The following is a 15,358-nucleotide window of genomic DNA, read 5'->3' on the forward strand; positions in this document are numbered from 1 at the left end:
CCCGCAACGACCACCAGCGCGACCGCGACCGCATCGTGCACAGCAGCGCTTTTCGCCGCCTGGTCTATAAAACCCAGGTGTTCGTAAACCATGAGGGCGACCTGTTTCGCACGCGCCTGACGCACTCGCTGGAAGTGGCGCAGATGGGCCGCAGCATTGCCCGCCCCCTGGGACTGAATGAAGACTTGGTCGAAGCCATCTGCCTGGCACACGACCTGGGCCACACCCCGTTTGGCCACGCTGGACAAGATGCTTTGAACGAATGCATGCACGACTGGGGCGGTTTTGAGCACAACCTGCAAAGCCTGCGCGTGGTCGATCGGCTGGAAGAGCGCTACCCCGACTTTGACGGCCTGAACCTCACCTTTGAAACCCGCGAAGGCGTACTCAAACACTGCTCGGCCACCAACGCGCACTTGCTGGAGCAGCAAGAGCCTGGGGGCGTGGCCCAGCGTTTTCTTCTCAAGCAACAACCCTCGCTGGAGGCCCAATTGGCCAACCTGGCCGATGCCATCGCCTACAACGCCCACGATGTGGACGATGGCGTGCGCTCGGGCCTCATCACGCTGGAGCAGCTGCAAAGCATCCCGTTGTTTGCCGGGCATTACCAGCAGGTACTGCACGACCACCCCCATTTGCAGGCTGCGGACCAAAGCCGCCGTTTGCTCTACGAAAGCATTCGCCGCATGCTCTCGGCGCAGGTTTACGATGTCATCGCCACCACCCAGGCCAACATTGCCGCCGCAGGCGTGGCCAGCGTGCAGGATGTGCGCCAATCGGGCCAGCGGCTGGTGGCCTTCAGCCCTTCCATGCACTACAACAGCCAAGCGCTGAAAACGTTTTTGCTGCACCACCTGTACCGCCACCCCCAGGTCATGCAGACCATGACAGCGGCGCAGCAAGTGGTGCGCGAGCTGTTCGCCCACTACCTGGAACATCCCCAGACCATGAAGCCACGCTTTGCCCAGCGTGCCCAACAGGCCGCAGCCGCCCAAGACACCGCCGCCCGCGCCCGGGCCGTGGCCGACTTTGTCGCCGGCATGACCGACCGCTACGCCGCCAGCGAACACCAGCGCCTAACCGGGCAACGCCTGTTGGCCTGACAATACCGCCTTTGCACCCCCCTTTGCGTTGGAGAAGCCCCACCCATGAACACCCCCACCCCTGGCCCCGAAACACTGTCCTACCCGGAAGACATCGTCATCGCCGACACCGTGCGCTGGCTGGAAAAGGCGGTGATCGGCCTGAACCTGTGCCCCTTTGCCAAAGGTGTACACACCAAGGGGCAGATTCACTACGCCGTCAGCCAAGCCCAGGATGCCGAAGGGGTGGTGCTGGACTTGCACCGCGAGCTCGAAGCCCTGGCCGAATCCAACCCCGACAAGCGCGACACCACCTTGCTGATCCTGCCGCAGGCGTTTGAAGACTTCTTAGATTTCAACGACTTCCTCGCCGTTGCCGATGCCATGGTGGACGAGCTGGAGCTGGGCGGCATCCTGCAGGTGGCCTCTTTTCACCCGCGCTTTCAGTTTGAGGGCACCGAGGTGGACGACGTGACCAACTGCACCAACCGCGCCCCCTACCCCACGCTGCACCTGCTGCGTGAAGACAGCATCGACAAAGCCGTGGAAGCCTACCCTGAGGCCGAAATGATCTACGAGCGCAACATGCAAACCCTGGAAGACATGGGCCTGGAGGCCTGGCTTGATCTTGACCTGAGCCCGCGCTGCCCCATCACCGGCCGCACCCTGAACACTCCGCATGAAGAAAAATAAACCTGCCAAACCGGCCGCTCCCGCGCAACAGGATGTGGCCGCCCAGCTTGGCCTGCGGCCCGGTCAAAGCCTGGAACTGCTCAAGGCGCTGCACATCCTCACCCGCGAGGGCAAGCTCAACCAAGACTCGCGGCGCAAGCTCAAGCAGGTCTATCACCTGTACCAGTTCATTGCGCCCCTCTTGGAAGAACTCAGCGCCAACGACCACCCCGTCACCCTGGCCGACCACGGCGCGGGCAAGTCCTACCTGGGCTTCATCCTGTACGACCTGTTCTTCAAACCCCTGGGCCGGGGCAGCATCTACGGCATCGAAACCCGCGCCCCACTGGTGCAGGCCTCACAGCAACTGGCGGCCGACCTGGGCTTTGACCGGATGCAGTTTCTGAACATGTCCGTGGCCGACTCCACGCAGGCCGACTTCATGCCCGCGCAGTTCGACATCGTCACTGCCCTGCACGCCTGCGACACCGCCACGGACGATGCCATTGCCTTCGGCCTGGAAAAACACGCCCAGGCCCTGGTGCTGGTGCCCTGTTGCCAAGCCGAGCTGGCGGCTGCCATGCGCCAAAACAAAGCCCTGCACCTGGCGCGCACCCCGCTGGCCGAACTGTGGCGCCACCCCATCCACACGCGCGAAATTGGCAGCCACCTGACCAACGTGCTGCGCTGCCTGTACCTGGAAGCTTGCGGCTACCAAGTGACGGTGACCGAGCTGGTGGGCTGGGAGCACAGCATGAAAAACGAGCTCATCATCGCCCGCTACACCGGCCAGAAAAAACGCAGCAGCGCCCAGCGCCTGCGCGAGCTGTTGGAGCAATTTGGTCTGCAAGCAGCGTTGGCGCACCGCTATCCCTTGTCCGGGGTAGCAGCTCCATAAACCATGCCCGCATGGCCCGGCCTTAGCGGCCTTGGGGGCGCAGGCCAGTCGGTGCTAACTTATTGCCAGTGCTGCCCTCGGCCCCTGCCCAGCCCCCGATAATCGGCGCATGACTTCCACACCCGCGCACAGCGCCCAAGACTTCAGCGCTCTGGCGCTCAGCCCGGCCACTTTGGCCAATTTGCAGCAACTGGGCTATCTGCACATGACCCCCATCCAAGCCGCCAGCTTGCCCCTGGCCTTGCAGGGCCACGACCTGATTGCCCAAGCCAGCACCGGCAGCGGCAAGACGGCCGCCTTTGGCCTGGCACTGCTGGCGCGCCTGAACCCGCGCTGCTTTGGCGTGCAAGCGCTGGTGCTGTGCCCCACGCGCGAGCTGGCCGACCAAGTCAGCGCAGAGATTCGCCGCCTGGCACGCGTCAGCGACAACGTCAAAGTCGTCACCCTGTGCGGCGGCGTGCCGCTGCGCGGGCAGGCGCAAAGCCTCTCACACGGCGCGCACATCGTTGTCGGCACACCGGGGCGCGTGATGGACCACTTGGAGCGCTCGACCCTGGCGCTCGACCAGCTCAACACCTTGGTGCTGGACGAGGCCGACCGGATGCTGGACATGGGCTTTTTTAACGACATCGCCACCGTGGCGCGCCAGTGCCCGCCAAACCGCCAAACGCTGCTGTTCTCGGCCACCTACCCGGACGGCATCGCCAAGCTCAGCCAGCAGTTCATGCAGCACCCGCAGCAAATCACCGTCCAGGCCCAGCACAGCGCCGACAAGATTGAGCAGCGTTGGTACGAGATTCAAAACAGCGAGCGCCTGCACACCGTCGGCCTGCTGCTGGAGCACTTTCGCCCTGAGTCGTCGATTGCCTTTTGCAACACCAAACAGCAGTGCCGCGACCTGGTGGCTGTGCTGCAAGCGCGGGGCGTAAGCGCACTGGCGTTGTTTGGCGAGCTGGAGCAGCGCGAGCGCGACCAAGTGCTGGTGCAGTTTGCCAACCGCAGTTGCTCGGTGCTGGTGGCCACCGATGTGGCGGCGCGCGGGCTGGACATTGCCGACCTGGCCGCCGTCATCAACGTCGATGTCACGCCCGACCCAGAAGTGCACATCCACCGCATTGGCCGCACCGGCCGGGGCGACGCGCAAGGGCTGGCGCTCAACTTGGTCAGCCTGGACGAGATGGGCAGCGTCGGCAAAATTGAAGTGCTGCAAGGGCGCGAATCGCAGTGGAGCCAAGTCAGCGAGCTGACCCCCACCGGCCACGGCCCCCTGGTGCCGCCGATGGCGACCATTCAAATCATTGGCGGGCGCAAAGAGAAAATCCGCGCCGGCGACGTGCTGGGCGCGCTGACCGGCGACATGGGCTATGTGCGCGAGCAGGTCGGCAAAATCAACGTGAATGACTTCTCAACCTACGTCGCCGTCGAGCGTGCCATTGCGCCGCAAGTGGTGCAGCGCCTGAACGCCGGTCGCGTCAAAGGCAAAAGCGTCAAAGCCCGCTTGGTGACCGACGACCCCATAGATTAAAAAGGTGCGCTCCCTGGCGCACCAATAACAAAGGCCGCTTGCGCGGCCTTTGTCGTTTTGGCAGAGGACAGGCCCCGGCAGTACCAGAGCCTGACTGCAGCGGCAATTACATGCCCATGCCGCCCATGCCACCCATACCGCCCATGTCGGGCATGGCAGGGGCTGCGTCAGCCTTGGGGGCTTCAGCGACCATGCACTCGGTGGTCAGCAGCAGCGAAGCAACCGAAGCGGCGTTTTGCAGCGCGGTGCGGGTCACCTTGGTGGGGTCCAAAATGCCCATTTCCAGCATGTCGCCGTAGGTGTCGTTGGCCGCGTTGAAGCCGTAGTTGCCCTGGCCTTCCAGCACCTTGTTCACAACCACCGAAGGCTCGCCACCGGCGTTGGCCACGATTTCGCGCAGGGGCGCTTCAATGGCTTTGAGCACCAGCTGGATACCAGCGTCTTGCTCGGCATGGCCGGTCACCAGGCTGCCCACGGCTTGCTTGGCACGCAGCAGGGCCACACCGCCGCCAGCGACGATGCCTTCTTCCACAGCAGCGCGGGTGGCGTGCAGAGCATCTTCCACGCGGGCTTTCTTCTCTTTCATCTCGACCTCAGTGGCAGCGCCCACCTTGATCACGGCCACGCCGCCAGCCAGCTTGGCCACGCGCTCTTGCAGCTTCTCGCGGTCGTAGTCGCTGGTGGCTTCTTCGATCTGGATGCGGATTTGCTTGACGCGCGCTTCGATTTCTTCGGCCTTGCCAGCACCGTCGATGATGGTGGTGTTTTCTTTGCCGATTTCCACGCGGGCAGCTTGGCCCAGGTCTTCCAGGGTCACTTTTTCCAGCGACAGGCCCACTTCTTCAGCGATGACCTTGCCACCGGTCAGGATGGCGATGTCTTCCAGCATGGCTTTGCGACGGTCGCCAAAGCCCGGAGCCTTGACAGCCACCACTTTCAGGATGCCGCGGATGGTGTTCACCACCAGGGTGGCCAGGGCTTCGCCTTCCACGTCTTCGGCCACGATCAGCAGGGGGCGGCCGGCCTTGGCCACGGCTTCCAGCGTGGGCAGCAGGTCGCGGATGTTGCTGATTTTCTTGTCAAACAACAGCACGAAGGGGTTGTCCAGGATGGCGGACTGCTTCTCGGGGTTGTTGATGAAGTAGGGCGACAGGTAGCCACGGTCAAACTGCATGCCTTCCACGACATCCAGTTCGTTTTGCAGCGATTTGCCTTCTTCCACGGTGATCACGCCTTCTTTGCCCACTTTGTCCATGGCTTCGGCAATGATGGTGCCCACCGACTCGTCCGAGTTGGCCGAGATGGAGCCCACTTGGGCGATCTCTTTGCTGGTGGTGGTGGCTTTGGATTGCTTTTTCAGCTCTTCCACCAGGGCAATCACGGCCTTGTCGATGCCGCGCTTCAGGTCCATGGGGTTCAGGCCAGCGGCCACGTACTTGATGCCTTCGCGCACGATGGCCTGGGCCAGCACGGTGGCGGTGGTGGTGCCGTCACCGGCGATGTCGTTGGTCTTGGAAGCAACTTCCTTGACCAGCTGCGCACCCATGTTCTGCAGCTTGTCTTTCAGCTCAATTTCTTTGGCGACCGACACACCGTCTTTGGTCACGGTGGGGGCACCGAACGAGCGCTCCAGCACCACGTTGCGGCCTTTGGGGCCCAGGGTCACTTTCACAGCGTTGGCCAGAATGTTCACGCCTTCGACCATACGGGTGCGGGCATCAGTACCGAAAACTACGTCTTTTGCTGCCATGTTTGGCTCCTAAATATCAGTGAAATACCTTGTTGGCGCTTTATACATAAGCGCTAACAGCTATTAATTTATTCGAGTAATGAAAGCTTACTTCTCGACGACGGCAAACAGGTCGTCTTCTTTCATGACCAACAGCTCTTCGCCGTTCATCTTCACGGTTTGGCCGCTGTATTTGCCGAACAGCACGCGGTCGCCCACCTTCACGTTCAGGGGCGAGACCACGCCTTGGTCGTTCTTCTTGCCAGGGCCCACCGCCAGCACTTCACCTTGATCGGGCTTTTCGGCGGCGTTGTCGGGCAGGACGATGCCAGAAGCGGTCTTGGTTTCGTTTTCCAGGCGCTTGACGATCACGCGATCGTGCAGGGGACGCAGGTTCATAAGAGAACTCCTCAAATAATGCTTAACAGAACAAAAAAGTATCGACTCCGGGGTCGATGCTGCTGTACTTGGGGATGGTTTGTTAGCACTCAACCCCAACGAGTGCTAATGATAAGGGCGAAAAATAGGGTTTCAAGAGCCCTGCAGCGGCAAGATTGCAGAGATTGCCCCTGCGGGTGATGGAAACCATCCTTTACACCGACCCAGCGCAACGCGCCCAGAGCAAAGCGCTGCTGGCCCAAAACCGCCAAGCCATTGAAGCGGCCTTGGCCGTGCTGGATGCCAAAATTCATTCCACGGAAGGCAAGGCCCTGCTGGCCGAACTCCTTCGGCTGCGCGTGCCCTATGTGCAGGCTTATAACGAAACGGCCGAGCTGGCCGATGCCGGTGACCAGGCCGCAGCCCTGGAATTGCTGACCCGCCAAACCCTGCCCGCCCTGGATGCACTGCGCGAGCCCATGGCCCAGCTCAATACCTTCCAGAAAAAAATGGCGCACGACAGCGGCCAGCAGGCCCTGCAGGACATTGCCCGCGCCCGCTGGTGGATGCTGGGCATTGGCTTGACGGCGATTGTGTTGGGCGCAGCCTTGGGCGTGGCTATGACCCGCTCCATCATCGTGCCGCTGCGCCAAGCAGTGCAGACGGCGCAAACCGTGGCCCAAGGCGATTTAAGCCAGACCATCACGGTGCAGGGCAAGGATGAAACGGCCGAGTTGCTCACCGCCTTGGCCGCCATGCACACCAGCTTGCGCAACATCGTCAGTGAGGTGCAGCGCGGCAGCCAATCGATTGCCTCGGCCACAGCGCAAATTGCCATGGGCAATGCCGATTTGTCCTCGCGCACCGAAGAGCAGGCCGCCTCGCTGGAAGAAACAGCCGCCTCCATGCACCAACTGGCCACCACCACGCGGCAAAACTTTGAGCATGGCGAGCTGGCCCACCAAGTCTCGAACGAGGCCTCGGAGGTGGCCGTGCGCGGAGGCCAAGTGGTCACGCAAATGGTGCAGACCATGGAGGCAATCAATGCCTCCTCGCGCCAAATTGCCGACATCATTGGCGTGATTGACGGCATTGCCTTTCAAACCAATATCTTGGCCCTGAATGCTGCGGTTGAAGCTGCGCGTGCCGGTGAAGCGGGGCGCGGCTTTGCCGTGGTGGCCAGCGAGGTGCGCCACCTGGCCCAGCGCTCGGCCGAGGCGGCCAAAGAGATCAAGGGCTTGATTGCCACCTCTGTGGGCAATGTCTCGGAAGGCGTAAAGCACGTGGAAACAGCGGGCTCCACCATGGATGAAATTGTGGTGAGCGTGCGCCGCGTCGCCGACATCATGGGCGAGATCACCACCGCCAGCAAAGAGCAAACCGATGGCATTGAGCAGATCAACCAAGCCGTCGAGCAAATGGACCAGGTCACGCAATCGAACGCCGCCTTGGTCGAGGAAGCGGCCGCTGCTGCGCAAGCATTAGAGCAGCAGGCGCAAGAGCTGCAACGAACTGTGGGCTTTTTTCATCTAGAACGCAGTAATAGCAACCGCCAAGCGCTCTCATTAAACGCATAAAAAGCGCATAAGCTGCCGGTGCCCCAGAACGCCGCCCTGCGGCGTTTACTTTTTCACCGCCACCACGCGCAAGGCGGTGCTCTCCTTGACCTCTTCCATCACCACATAACTGTTGGATTGGGCGGGCACCGGCATTTGCGCCAAGATGGTGCCCAGCAAGCGGCGGTATTCGTTCATGCCGCCCAAGCGGGCCTTTATCAGGTAGTCAAAACGCCCGGCAATCAAATGGCACTCTTGCACCTCGGGGATGTGCGCCAGGGCATCGCGCACTTTTTTAAAAATCTGCTCGGATTTTTCGGTCAGGGTAATTTCCACAAACACCAGCAACGACCGCCCCAGCGCCTGCGGATTGATGCGCGCGTAATAGCCTGTAATCACCCCCAGCTGCTCCAGCCGTTTCACCCGTTGGGAACAGGGAGAAGTGGAAAGGCCGACAGTTTCTCCCAGCTCGGTCATCGTCAAGCGCCCTTGCTGCTGCAGCAAGTCCAGAATGCGAAGATCTATGGTGTCCAATTCATACATTGCCGGTATTCACTCCAAAACCCATCATAAACAGAAATTATTTCTGCAATAAACCCTAAAAACAGAAAAATATAACCGACGATTTGGCTACAGTTGCAGCCGTTTTAATGTTACTGGAGACCTCCAAAATGAAAGTTGTCGTACTCGGCGCAGGCGTAGTCGGCGTAACCACCGCGTATTACCTGGCCCGTGCGGGGGCTGAAGTCACGGTCATTGACCGCAATGCCGGCCCGGCGCTGGACACCAGCTTTGCCAACGCAGGGCAAATTTCTTACGGCTATTCCACGCCTTGGGGGGCCCCGGGCATTCCGACCAAGGCCATCAAATGGATGTTTGAACAGCACGCGCCGCTGGCCATTCGCCTCGATGGCAGCGCGTTTCAATTGAGCTGGATGAGTGCCATGCTCTACAACTGCTCGCCCGAGCGCTACGCCATCAACAAAGAGCGCATGCTGCGCGTCTCCAACTACAGCCGCCAGTGCCTGGCGCAGCTGCGGGCGGACACCGGCATCCAGTTCGAAGGGCGCAGCGCCGGCACGCTGCAGCTGTTTCGCTCGCAAAAGCAGGTGGAGCAAGCCCAGCGTGACATGGAGGTGCTCAAAGAATGCGGCATCGCCTACGAGCTGCTGGACAAAGCCGGGGTCTGCCGCGCCGAACCCGCCCTGGCGCAATCGCCCGCCCCCATCGCCGGTGGCCTGCGCCTGCCCGAAGATGAAACGGGCGACTGCTTTTTGTTCACCAACGCCTTGGCCAAGCTGGCCGAAGGCCTGGGGGTGCAGTTTCGCTGGAACACCGAAATCGACCAGCTGACGCAAGGCCCCGATGGCCGCATCAGCGGCGTGCGCATCCACAACGCAGACGGCAGCGCGGCCGAAACCCTGCAGGCCGATCGCTATGTGCTGGCCCTGGGCAGCTTCTCGCGCCCGCTGCTGCAATCGACCGGGCTGGATTTGCCGATTTACCCGGTCAAGGGCTATTCGCTGACGATTCCCATCGTGAACGAAGCCCTGGCCCCGGTCTCCACCGTGCTGGACGAGACGTACAAAATCGCCGTCACCCGCTTTGACCAGCGCATCCGCGTCGGTGGCATGGCCGAGCTGGGCGGCTTTGACCGCCAGCTGCGCCCCCAGCGCCGTGCCACGCTGGAGATGGTGGTCGGCCAACTCTTCCCCGGCGGCGACCTGCCCAAGGCCGAGTTCTGGACGGGCCTGCGCCCCATGACCCCGGACAGCACCCCCATCATCGGCAAAACCCCGATTGCCAACCTCTACCTCAACACCGGCCACGGCACCCTGGGCTGGACCATGTCCTGCGGCAGCGGCAAGCTGGTGGCCGACATCGTGCTGGAGCGCGCCGCCGACATCAGCACCGAGGGGCTCTCGGTCGAACGCTATATGCGTGCAGGCAAAGTCTGCACCCGCGCTGCATGAGCCGCCCGGCCTGGGTCGAGATCGACCTTGCCGCCCTGCAAGCGAACTACGCCGCCGCCAAAAAAGCCCATGGCGGGCGGGTGTTTGCCGTGCTCAAAGCCAACGCCTACGGCCACGGTGCCCTGGCCTGTGCCCAGGCGCTGGCCACAGCCAGCCCCCCTGCCGATGCCTTTGCCGTGGCCTTTGTCGAAGAAGCCCTGCCGCTGCGCGCCGCCGGCATCACCCAGCCCATCCTGGTGCTGGAAGGGGCTTTTGCGGCCGACGATGTCCAGCTGGCCGCCCAGCACCAGCTGTGGCTGGTGGCCCACCAAGCGCAGCAACTGCAGCTGATCGAGCAGCATGCCGGGGCCCCGCTGCACATTTGGCTCAAAGTGGATAGCGGTATGCACCGCGTAGGCTTTGCACCGCACGACATTGCCGCCGCCCATGCCCGTTTGGCGGCGCTGCCCCAGGTGGAAAAGGTGAGCTTTCTCACCCACCTGGCCCGGGCCGATGAGCTGGACACCCCCGCGCCCACCGAGGCGCAATTGCACGCTTTTCACACCGCCACCGCCAATCTGGCCGGCTGGCGCAGCATCAGCAACTCGGCCGCCATCCTGGCCTGGCCCCAAGCGCACCAGGACTGGGGGCGCGCAGGCATCATGCTGTACGGTGCCGCGCCGTGCGCCAGCAGCACCGCGCTGCAACCGGTCATGGCGCTGAAAAGCCGCATTTTTGCCCAGCGCTGGCTGGAAGTGGGCGACAGCCTGGGCTATGGCGCTGCCTTCACCGCCACCCAGCGCACCCGCGTGGGCCTGGTGGCCATGGGCTACGCCGACGGCTACCCGCGCACCACGCCCAATGGCACGCCCGTGGCCATTGACGGCCACCTCAGCCGCACCATTGGCCGCGTCTCCATGGACATGATGACGGTGGACTTGACCGATCTACCGGGCGTTGGCCTGGGCGCAGAAGTGCAGCTGTGGGGCCCACAGGTGGACATCAACACCATCGCGGCTGCGAACAACACCATCGCCTACGAGCTGATGTGCCACATCCAGCGCGTCCCCAGGGTGTACCGGTAAGCCCTCTGCCCCCATAAAAAAGCCCTGCCGTTGTTGATGGCAGGGCTTTTCATTGAGACCGAAACTGGCTTTTTGCAACTTTCGGCAACTTTTAGTGGCTTTTTGCGGGTTTTAAAAACTTTTCGCCGCTTACGGCAGCACCGGCAGCGGCCCACCGCCAAACTGTGCAAAACAGGTACGCAGAATGTGAAAGTGGTCTTCAAAGAACTGCGGCTCCAGCTGCCACAGCTCTTGAAGCGGCACCCAATCGGCCGCCGCTGCATCGTCGCCGCCATTGACTTCGGGCAGGGTGTCGCCCGGCAGGTGCAGCACGTAAACGTGGGTAATGGTGCGCCCGCGCAGGCTGCGCTCGGGGTGGTCAAAAACGCGCACGCCTTGCAAGGCCGCTTGCCAGTCCTCGGCGCTCAGGGCCAGGCCGGTTTCTTCCTGCAGCTCGCGCTGGGCCGAGGCCTGCAGGGTATCGCTCTGCTCTAAAAAACCACCGGGCAGGGCCAGCAAGCCTTTGCCAGGGCTGTGACCGCGCTGCACCAGCAGCACATGCTTGGCGCACACCACCAGGGTATCCACGGTGACAAACACCGGCGCAAACGGGGCCCCCGCCCAGGCTGCGCGGTAGGCGGCCAGGGCCTGGGCTTCTTCGCGCACCGCAGCGTAGGCGGGGGTCTCGCGCCAGGTGGTCAGCGCTTGCAACACCGGCTCGGGCAGGGCGGCGGCCAAGGCGGCCTGCACCTGCTCGGCCGGCTGTTCGTCCAAATTCCACAGCAGCTCACGCAGCGGCGTGGCATCCACCGCGCCCTGGCGGGGCAGTTCAATGGCTTTCCACTTCGGGAAGTGGCGCAAATACGCACTGCTGGCATCTTTTTCGTGGCTGATCAGGCCCATGCTGACCCCCATGGGCGGCACCAAGGCTTCCACCCAGCGCTGCACTTCGGCCACCCACTGGGGCAGATCGTAGTAATCGCGGATGGGCACAAACTGCACCCGGCCCTTCATGCGGGTGGGCAGGCAGTCGTCGATCATCTTGCGCCGCTCTTCCCACACCCACGGGTTCTTGGGGCTGCGGGCCTGGTGGGCGCTGCCCAGCACCACAATGACCTGCTGGGCCACTTGCAGCGCCTGCTCCAGCAAGGCCAGGTGCCCATTGTGAAACGGTTGAAAGCGGCCAATTAGCACCGCAGTGTGCACTTGATACATCGTCAAACCCTGAAAATAAGAATAGCTTTCTCCGCTGGTTAAATAACAATTTCACCGTTTTTTAACCATGAAATCCTTTATTAACAAGCGGAAAAAGCTATGAATGAAGAGGTTTTACAACCCCGCCGCTGCACGCAGCACTGGAGCCTTGTGGTCTGCGTTCACATTGCTGCGCACTATTTACAAACCAGCCGCTGCACGCAGCGCAGCCGCTTTGTCGGTGCGCTCCCAGGTGAATTCGGGCTCTTCGCGGCCGAAGTGGCCGTAGGCGGCGGTTTTGGCGTAAATGGGGCGCAGCAGGTCAAGCATCTGGATGATGCCTTTGGGGCGCAGGTCAAAGTGCTCGTGCACCAGCTTGGCGATCTGCTCATCCGGAATCACCCCCGTGCCTTCGGTATAGACGGTGATGTTCATGGGCCGCGCCACGCCAATGGCGTAGGCCACCTGCACCTGGCACTGGCGCGCCAAGCCGGCAGCCACCACGTTTTTCGCCACATAGCGGGCGGCGTAGGCGGCGCTGCGATCGACCTTGGTCGGGTCTTTACCGCTGAACGCGCCACCGCCGTGCGGGCAAGCGCCGCCGTAGGTATCGACGATGATCTTGCGCCCGGTCAAACCGCAGTCGCCCTGCGGGCCACCGACCACAAAACGGCCAGTGGGGTTGATCAGGTATTGGGTGTTTTGCAACCACTCTTTGGGCAGCACGGGCTTGATGATTTCTTCAATGATGGCTTCGGTGAACGAGACCTTCATCTTGGTGGCCGACTCCGACTGGTCCGGGCTGTGCTGGGTGGACAGCACCACGGTGTCGATGCTGTGCGGCTTGCCATCGACGTAGCGCATGGTCACTTGCGATTTGGCATCGGGGCGCAGAAAAGGCAGGCGGCCATCTTTGCGCAGCTGGGCCTGGCGCTCGACCAGGCGGTGCGCGTAGTAGATGGGCGCAGGCATCAGCGTGTCGGTCTCGTCGCAGGCGTAGCCAAACATCAGGCCCTGGTCGCCCGCGCCGGTGTTCAGGTGGTCGTCGCTGGCGTGGTCCACACCCTGGGCAATGTCGTTGCTTTGCTTGTCGTAGGCCACCAGCACAGCGCAGCCTTTGTGGTCGATGCCGTACTCGGTGTTGTCGTAGCCAATGCGCTGGATGGTGTCGCGCGCCACTTGGATGTAATCGACATGCGCGTTGGTGGTGATTTCACCGGCCAGCACCACCAACCCGGTGTTGGTCAGCGTCTCCGCGGCCACGCGCGAGACGGGGTCTTGGGCCAGGATGGCATCGAGGATGGCATCCGAGATTTGGTCTGCTACTTTGTCGGGATGGCCTTCGGAAACGGATTCCGAGGTGAAGAGAAAGTCGTTCGCCATTGAATAAACTCCTATGCTTGGGCAATCGCGTTGCCGAGGCTGGAAAGCTTGGCGAACGCTTTAGCAGTTTTATTTAACGTCGCTCTGCAAGTTGCTCTATTAACTCAGCGACGGCGGCCATTCTAATGCACACCCTGTTTCGCTTTTTTTCTGTATTGCCTTTGGGGCTGGCGCACGGCATCGGTGCGCTACTGGGCTGGTTGGCCTGGTTGCTCTCGCCCACCTACCGGCGCCGCTTTGCCGCCAACAGCGCCCAGGCGGGCTATGCCTTTGACGAGGTCAGCCCCGCCATTGGCCATGCCGGGCGCATGGTCACCGAGCTGCCGCGCCTGTGGCTCAAAGACACCCCGGTCAATCACACCCATGGTGCCGAGGTGGTCGAGGCCGCCTGGGCCCGTGGCAAAGGCATCGTGTTTTTAACCCCGCACCTGGGCTGCTTTGAGCTGTCGGTGCAAGGCGCGGCCGCGCGCTGGTCGGCGCAGCATGGGCCAATCACCATCCTTTACCGCCCGGCCAAGCAGCCCTGGCTGGCGCAGATGATGCTCAGCGCCCGCAACCGCAGCGGCATCGAGGCCGTGCCCACCACCCTCTCGGGCGTGCGCCAAATGATCAAGGCCCTGCGCAAAGGCCAGGCCGTGGGCCTGCTGCCCGACCAGGTGCCGCCCGACGGCCAAGGCCAGTGGGTGCCCTTCTTTGGCCAACCGGCCTACACCATGACCCTGGCCGCCCGCCTGGCCCTGCAAACCGGCGCCACGGTGGTGCTGGCGCGCTGCGAGCGCCTGTCCTGGGGCCGGGGCTTTGACCTGTATTTTGAAGACCTGCCCAGCCCCCTGCCCGCCGAGATGGACGCGGCCGTACTGCACCTGAACCAAGCCATGGAACACCTCATCCGCCAATGCCCGCAGCAATACCTGTGGGGCTATGGCCGCTACAAACAACCACGCCAAGCGGCCCCCGCCACACCGGGAGAGGGCGCATGAACACCAGCCGCCTGGGCCTGGCCCTGATGCACCTGTTGGCCAAACTGCCGCTGCCCGTGCTGCGCGGCATCGGCTGGGGGGTTGGCCGCCTGCTGTTTATTCTGGCCGCCCCCCGGCGCAAGATTGCGCTGCGCAATCTGGAGCTGTGCTTTCCCGAGGTGCCCGCTGCCCAGCGCCGCGCCTGGGCCAAAGAAACATTTGTGGTGTTTTGCCAAACCTTTATCGACCGCAGCTGGCTGTGGCTTGGCAGCGAAGCCCTGGTGCGCAGCCGCGTGCAACTGACCGGTGCCCTGCACGAGCTGGAGGGCGACACCGCCACCATCGTCTTTGCGCCGCACTTTTACAGCATGGACGCAGGCGGCCTGGCGCTGCCGCTGAACACGCCGCGCGAGTTCACCTCCATCTTCGCCACCAACCCCGATCCCGTGCTCGATGCCTGGTTCATGGCCGGTCGCCAGCGCTTTGGCAAGGTGCGCATGCTCAACCGCGCCGATGGTGTCAAACCCATCATCCAATGCCTGCGCAAAGGCGGCTTGCTGTACCTGCTGCCGGACATGGACTACGGCCCCAGCGATTCGGTTTTTGTGCCCTTTTTTGCCGTGCCCGATGCGGCCACCATCCCCTCGCTGTCGCGCTTTGCCCGCCTGGGCAAAGCCAAGGTCGTCGCCCTGTACAGCCGCATGACCCCCCAGGGCTATGTGGCCGAACTGACCCCCGCATGGGACAACTTCCCCACCGACGACCATGTGGCCGACACCGCCCGCATGAACCGCGAGCTGCAAGCCGCCATTCGCACCATGCCCGCGCAGTACTACTGGGTACACAAGCGCTTTAAAACCCGCCCTGCGGGGCAGGATTCTTTGTACAAGTGAGCTGTTAGCGCTTTGATTTATTGGTTTTTAGATTAAAAACAGCTTAAAAATCACTATCTATCAGCGCAAACAG

The 15,358-nt window shown here is 62.5% G+C and carries 14 protein-coding genes; 9 read left to right on the plus strand and 5 right to left on the minus strand.

Translation table 11 applies throughout. The features are described from left to right. The 4 genes from J1777_RS08120 to dbpA all read left to right on the plus strand — a co-directional run. The coding region (locus J1777_RS08120) for a deoxyguanosinetriphosphate triphosphohydrolase (protein WP_207575252.1) at positions 1–1,103 on the plus strand (1,103 nt) is incomplete at its 5' end. Positions 1,104–1,148: 45 nt separating this feature from the next. Beyond that, positions 1,149–1,775 carry a DUF1415 domain-containing protein gene (locus J1777_RS08125; protein ID WP_207575253.1) on the plus strand — a complete coding sequence of 209 codons (627 nt, stop codon included), beginning with the start codon at positions 1,149–1,151 and terminating at the stop codon, positions 1,773–1,775. Next, positions 1,762–2,652 carry a class I SAM-dependent methyltransferase gene (locus J1777_RS08130; RefSeq protein ID WP_207575254.1) on the plus strand — a complete coding sequence of 297 codons (891 nt, stop codon included), beginning with the start codon at positions 1,762–1,764 and terminating at the stop codon, positions 2,650–2,652. The genes J1777_RS08125 and J1777_RS08130 overlap by 14 nt, the downstream gene beginning before the upstream one ends. Positions 2,653–2,761: 109 nt before the next feature. Beyond that, the gene (gene dbpA, locus J1777_RS08135; protein ID WP_207575255.1) at positions 2,762–4,177 is read left to right on the plus strand and encodes an ATP-dependent RNA helicase DbpA; all 1,416 of its coding nucleotides are present in this window, start codon (positions 2,762–2,764) and stop codon (positions 4,175–4,177) included. Positions 4,178–4,283: 106 nt separating this feature from the next. On the opposite strand, the gene groL is transcribed toward dbpA, so the two are convergent. Together groL and groES are read right to left on the minus strand one after the other, a co-directional pair. Further along, on the minus strand, positions 4,284–5,927 hold the full coding sequence (groL, locus tag J1777_RS08140; RefSeq protein WP_207575256.1) for a chaperonin GroEL: 1,644 nt from the start codon (positions 5,925–5,927) through the stop codon (positions 4,284–4,286). A gap of 87 nt (positions 5,928–6,014) precedes the next feature. Then, complete coding sequence (gene groES, locus J1777_RS08145; RefSeq protein ID WP_207575257.1) at positions 6,015–6,305, minus strand: co-chaperone GroES; 291 nt, start codon at positions 6,303–6,305, stop codon at positions 6,015–6,017. 164 nt (positions 6,306–6,469) lie between these two features. Here groES and J1777_RS08150 point away from each other — a divergent pair, with 164 nt between their 5' ends. Continuing rightward, positions 6,470–7,861 carry a methyl-accepting chemotaxis protein gene (locus J1777_RS08150; protein ID WP_278253516.1) on the plus strand — a complete coding sequence of 464 codons (1,392 nt, stop codon included), beginning with the start codon at positions 6,470–6,472 and terminating at the stop codon, positions 7,859–7,861. A gap of 45 nt (positions 7,862–7,906) precedes the next feature. Here the strand turns inward: J1777_RS08150 and J1777_RS08155 are convergent, their stop codons facing one another. Continuing rightward, the gene (locus tag J1777_RS08155) at positions 7,907–8,383 is read right to left on the minus strand and encodes a winged helix-turn-helix transcriptional regulator (protein WP_207575258.1); all 477 of its coding nucleotides are present in this window, start codon (positions 8,381–8,383) and stop codon (positions 7,907–7,909) included. 128 nt (positions 8,384–8,511) lie between these two features. On the opposite strand from J1777_RS08155, the gene J1777_RS08160 reads away from it, so the two are divergent. Both J1777_RS08160 and alr read left to right on the plus strand, forming a co-directional pair. Continuing rightward, on the plus strand, positions 8,512–9,813 hold the full coding sequence (locus J1777_RS08160) for a D-amino acid dehydrogenase (protein ID WP_207575259.1): 1,302 nt from the start codon (positions 8,512–8,514) through the stop codon (positions 9,811–9,813). Then, the gene (gene alr, locus J1777_RS08165) at positions 9,810–10,877 is read left to right on the plus strand and encodes an alanine racemase (protein WP_207575260.1); all 1,068 of its coding nucleotides are present in this window, start codon (positions 9,810–9,812) and stop codon (positions 10,875–10,877) included. The genes J1777_RS08160 and alr overlap by 4 nt, the downstream gene beginning before the upstream one ends. Before the next feature lie 129 nt (positions 10,878–11,006). Here alr and J1777_RS08170 read toward each other — a convergent pair whose 3' ends face one another. Then, entirely contained in the window at positions 11,007–12,071 is a 1,065-nt protein-coding gene (locus J1777_RS08170; RefSeq protein WP_207575261.1) for an NUDIX domain-containing protein, read from the minus strand. A gap of 180 nt (positions 12,072–12,251) precedes the next feature. Further along, entirely contained in the window at positions 12,252–13,433 is a 1,182-nt protein-coding gene (gene metK, locus J1777_RS08175; RefSeq protein ID WP_207575262.1) for a methionine adenosyltransferase, read from the minus strand. Between the two features lie 125 nt (positions 13,434–13,558). On the opposite strand from metK, the gene J1777_RS08180 reads away from it, so the two are divergent. Both J1777_RS08180 and J1777_RS08185 read left to right on the plus strand, forming a co-directional pair. Continuing rightward, positions 13,559–14,413: a lysophospholipid acyltransferase family protein gene (locus J1777_RS08180; protein WP_207575263.1), complete on the plus strand. Its 855-nt coding sequence runs from the start codon at positions 13,559–13,561 to the stop codon at positions 14,411–14,413. After that, positions 14,410–15,285 carry a lysophospholipid acyltransferase family protein gene (locus J1777_RS08185; protein ID WP_207575264.1) on the plus strand — a complete coding sequence of 292 codons (876 nt, stop codon included), beginning with the start codon at positions 14,410–14,412 and terminating at the stop codon, positions 15,283–15,285. Before J1777_RS08180 ends, J1777_RS08185 begins: the two co-directional genes overlap by 4 nt. Positions 15,286–15,358 lie beyond the last annotated feature (73 nt).

Source organism: Comamonas denitrificans (assembly GCF_017368815.1).
Lineage (GTDB): Bacteria > Pseudomonadota > Gammaproteobacteria > Burkholderiales > Burkholderiaceae_C > Comamonas > Comamonas denitrificans.

What these genes read in the sequence shown, in the direction of transcription:
- J1777_RS08155 (WP_207575258.1), bottom strand. Translation starts at nt 8,383, where the DNA reads ATGTATGAATTGGACACCATAGATCTTCGCATTCTGGACTTGCTGCAG.
- groES (WP_207575257.1), bottom strand. Translation starts at nt 6,305, where the DNA reads ATGAACCTGCGTCCCCTGCACGATCGCGTGATCGTCAAGCGCCTGGAA.
- J1777_RS08170 (WP_207575261.1), bottom strand. Translation starts at nt 12,071, where the DNA reads ATGTATCAAGTGCACACTGCGGTGCTAATTGGCCGCTTTCAACCGTTT.
- groL (WP_207575256.1), bottom strand. Translation starts at nt 5,927, where the DNA reads ATGGCAGCAAAAGACGTAGTTTTCGGTACTGATGCCCGCACCCGTATG.
- J1777_RS08180 (WP_207575263.1), top strand. Translation starts at nt 13,559, where the DNA reads ATGCACACCCTGTTTCGCTTTTTTTCTGTATTGCCTTTGGGGCTGGCG.
- J1777_RS08125 (WP_207575253.1), top strand. Translation starts at nt 1,149, where the DNA reads ATGAACACCCCCACCCCTGGCCCCGAAACACTGTCCTACCCGGAAGAC.
- metK (WP_207575262.1), bottom strand. Translation starts at nt 13,433, where the DNA reads ATGGCGAACGACTTTCTCTTCACCTCGGAATCCGTTTCCGAAGGCCAT.
- J1777_RS08185 (WP_207575264.1), top strand. Translation starts at nt 14,410, where the DNA reads ATGAACACCAGCCGCCTGGGCCTGGCCCTGATGCACCTGTTGGCCAAA.
- J1777_RS08130 (WP_207575254.1), top strand. Translation starts at nt 1,762, where the DNA reads ATGAAGAAAAATAAACCTGCCAAACCGGCCGCTCCCGCGCAACAGGAT.
- alr (WP_207575260.1), top strand. Translation starts at nt 9,810, where the DNA reads ATGAGCCGCCCGGCCTGGGTCGAGATCGACCTTGCCGCCCTGCAAGCG.
- dbpA (WP_207575255.1), top strand. Translation starts at nt 2,762, where the DNA reads ATGACTTCCACACCCGCGCACAGCGCCCAAGACTTCAGCGCTCTGGCG.
- J1777_RS08160 (WP_207575259.1), top strand. Translation starts at nt 8,512, where the DNA reads ATGAAAGTTGTCGTACTCGGCGCAGGCGTAGTCGGCGTAACCACCGCG.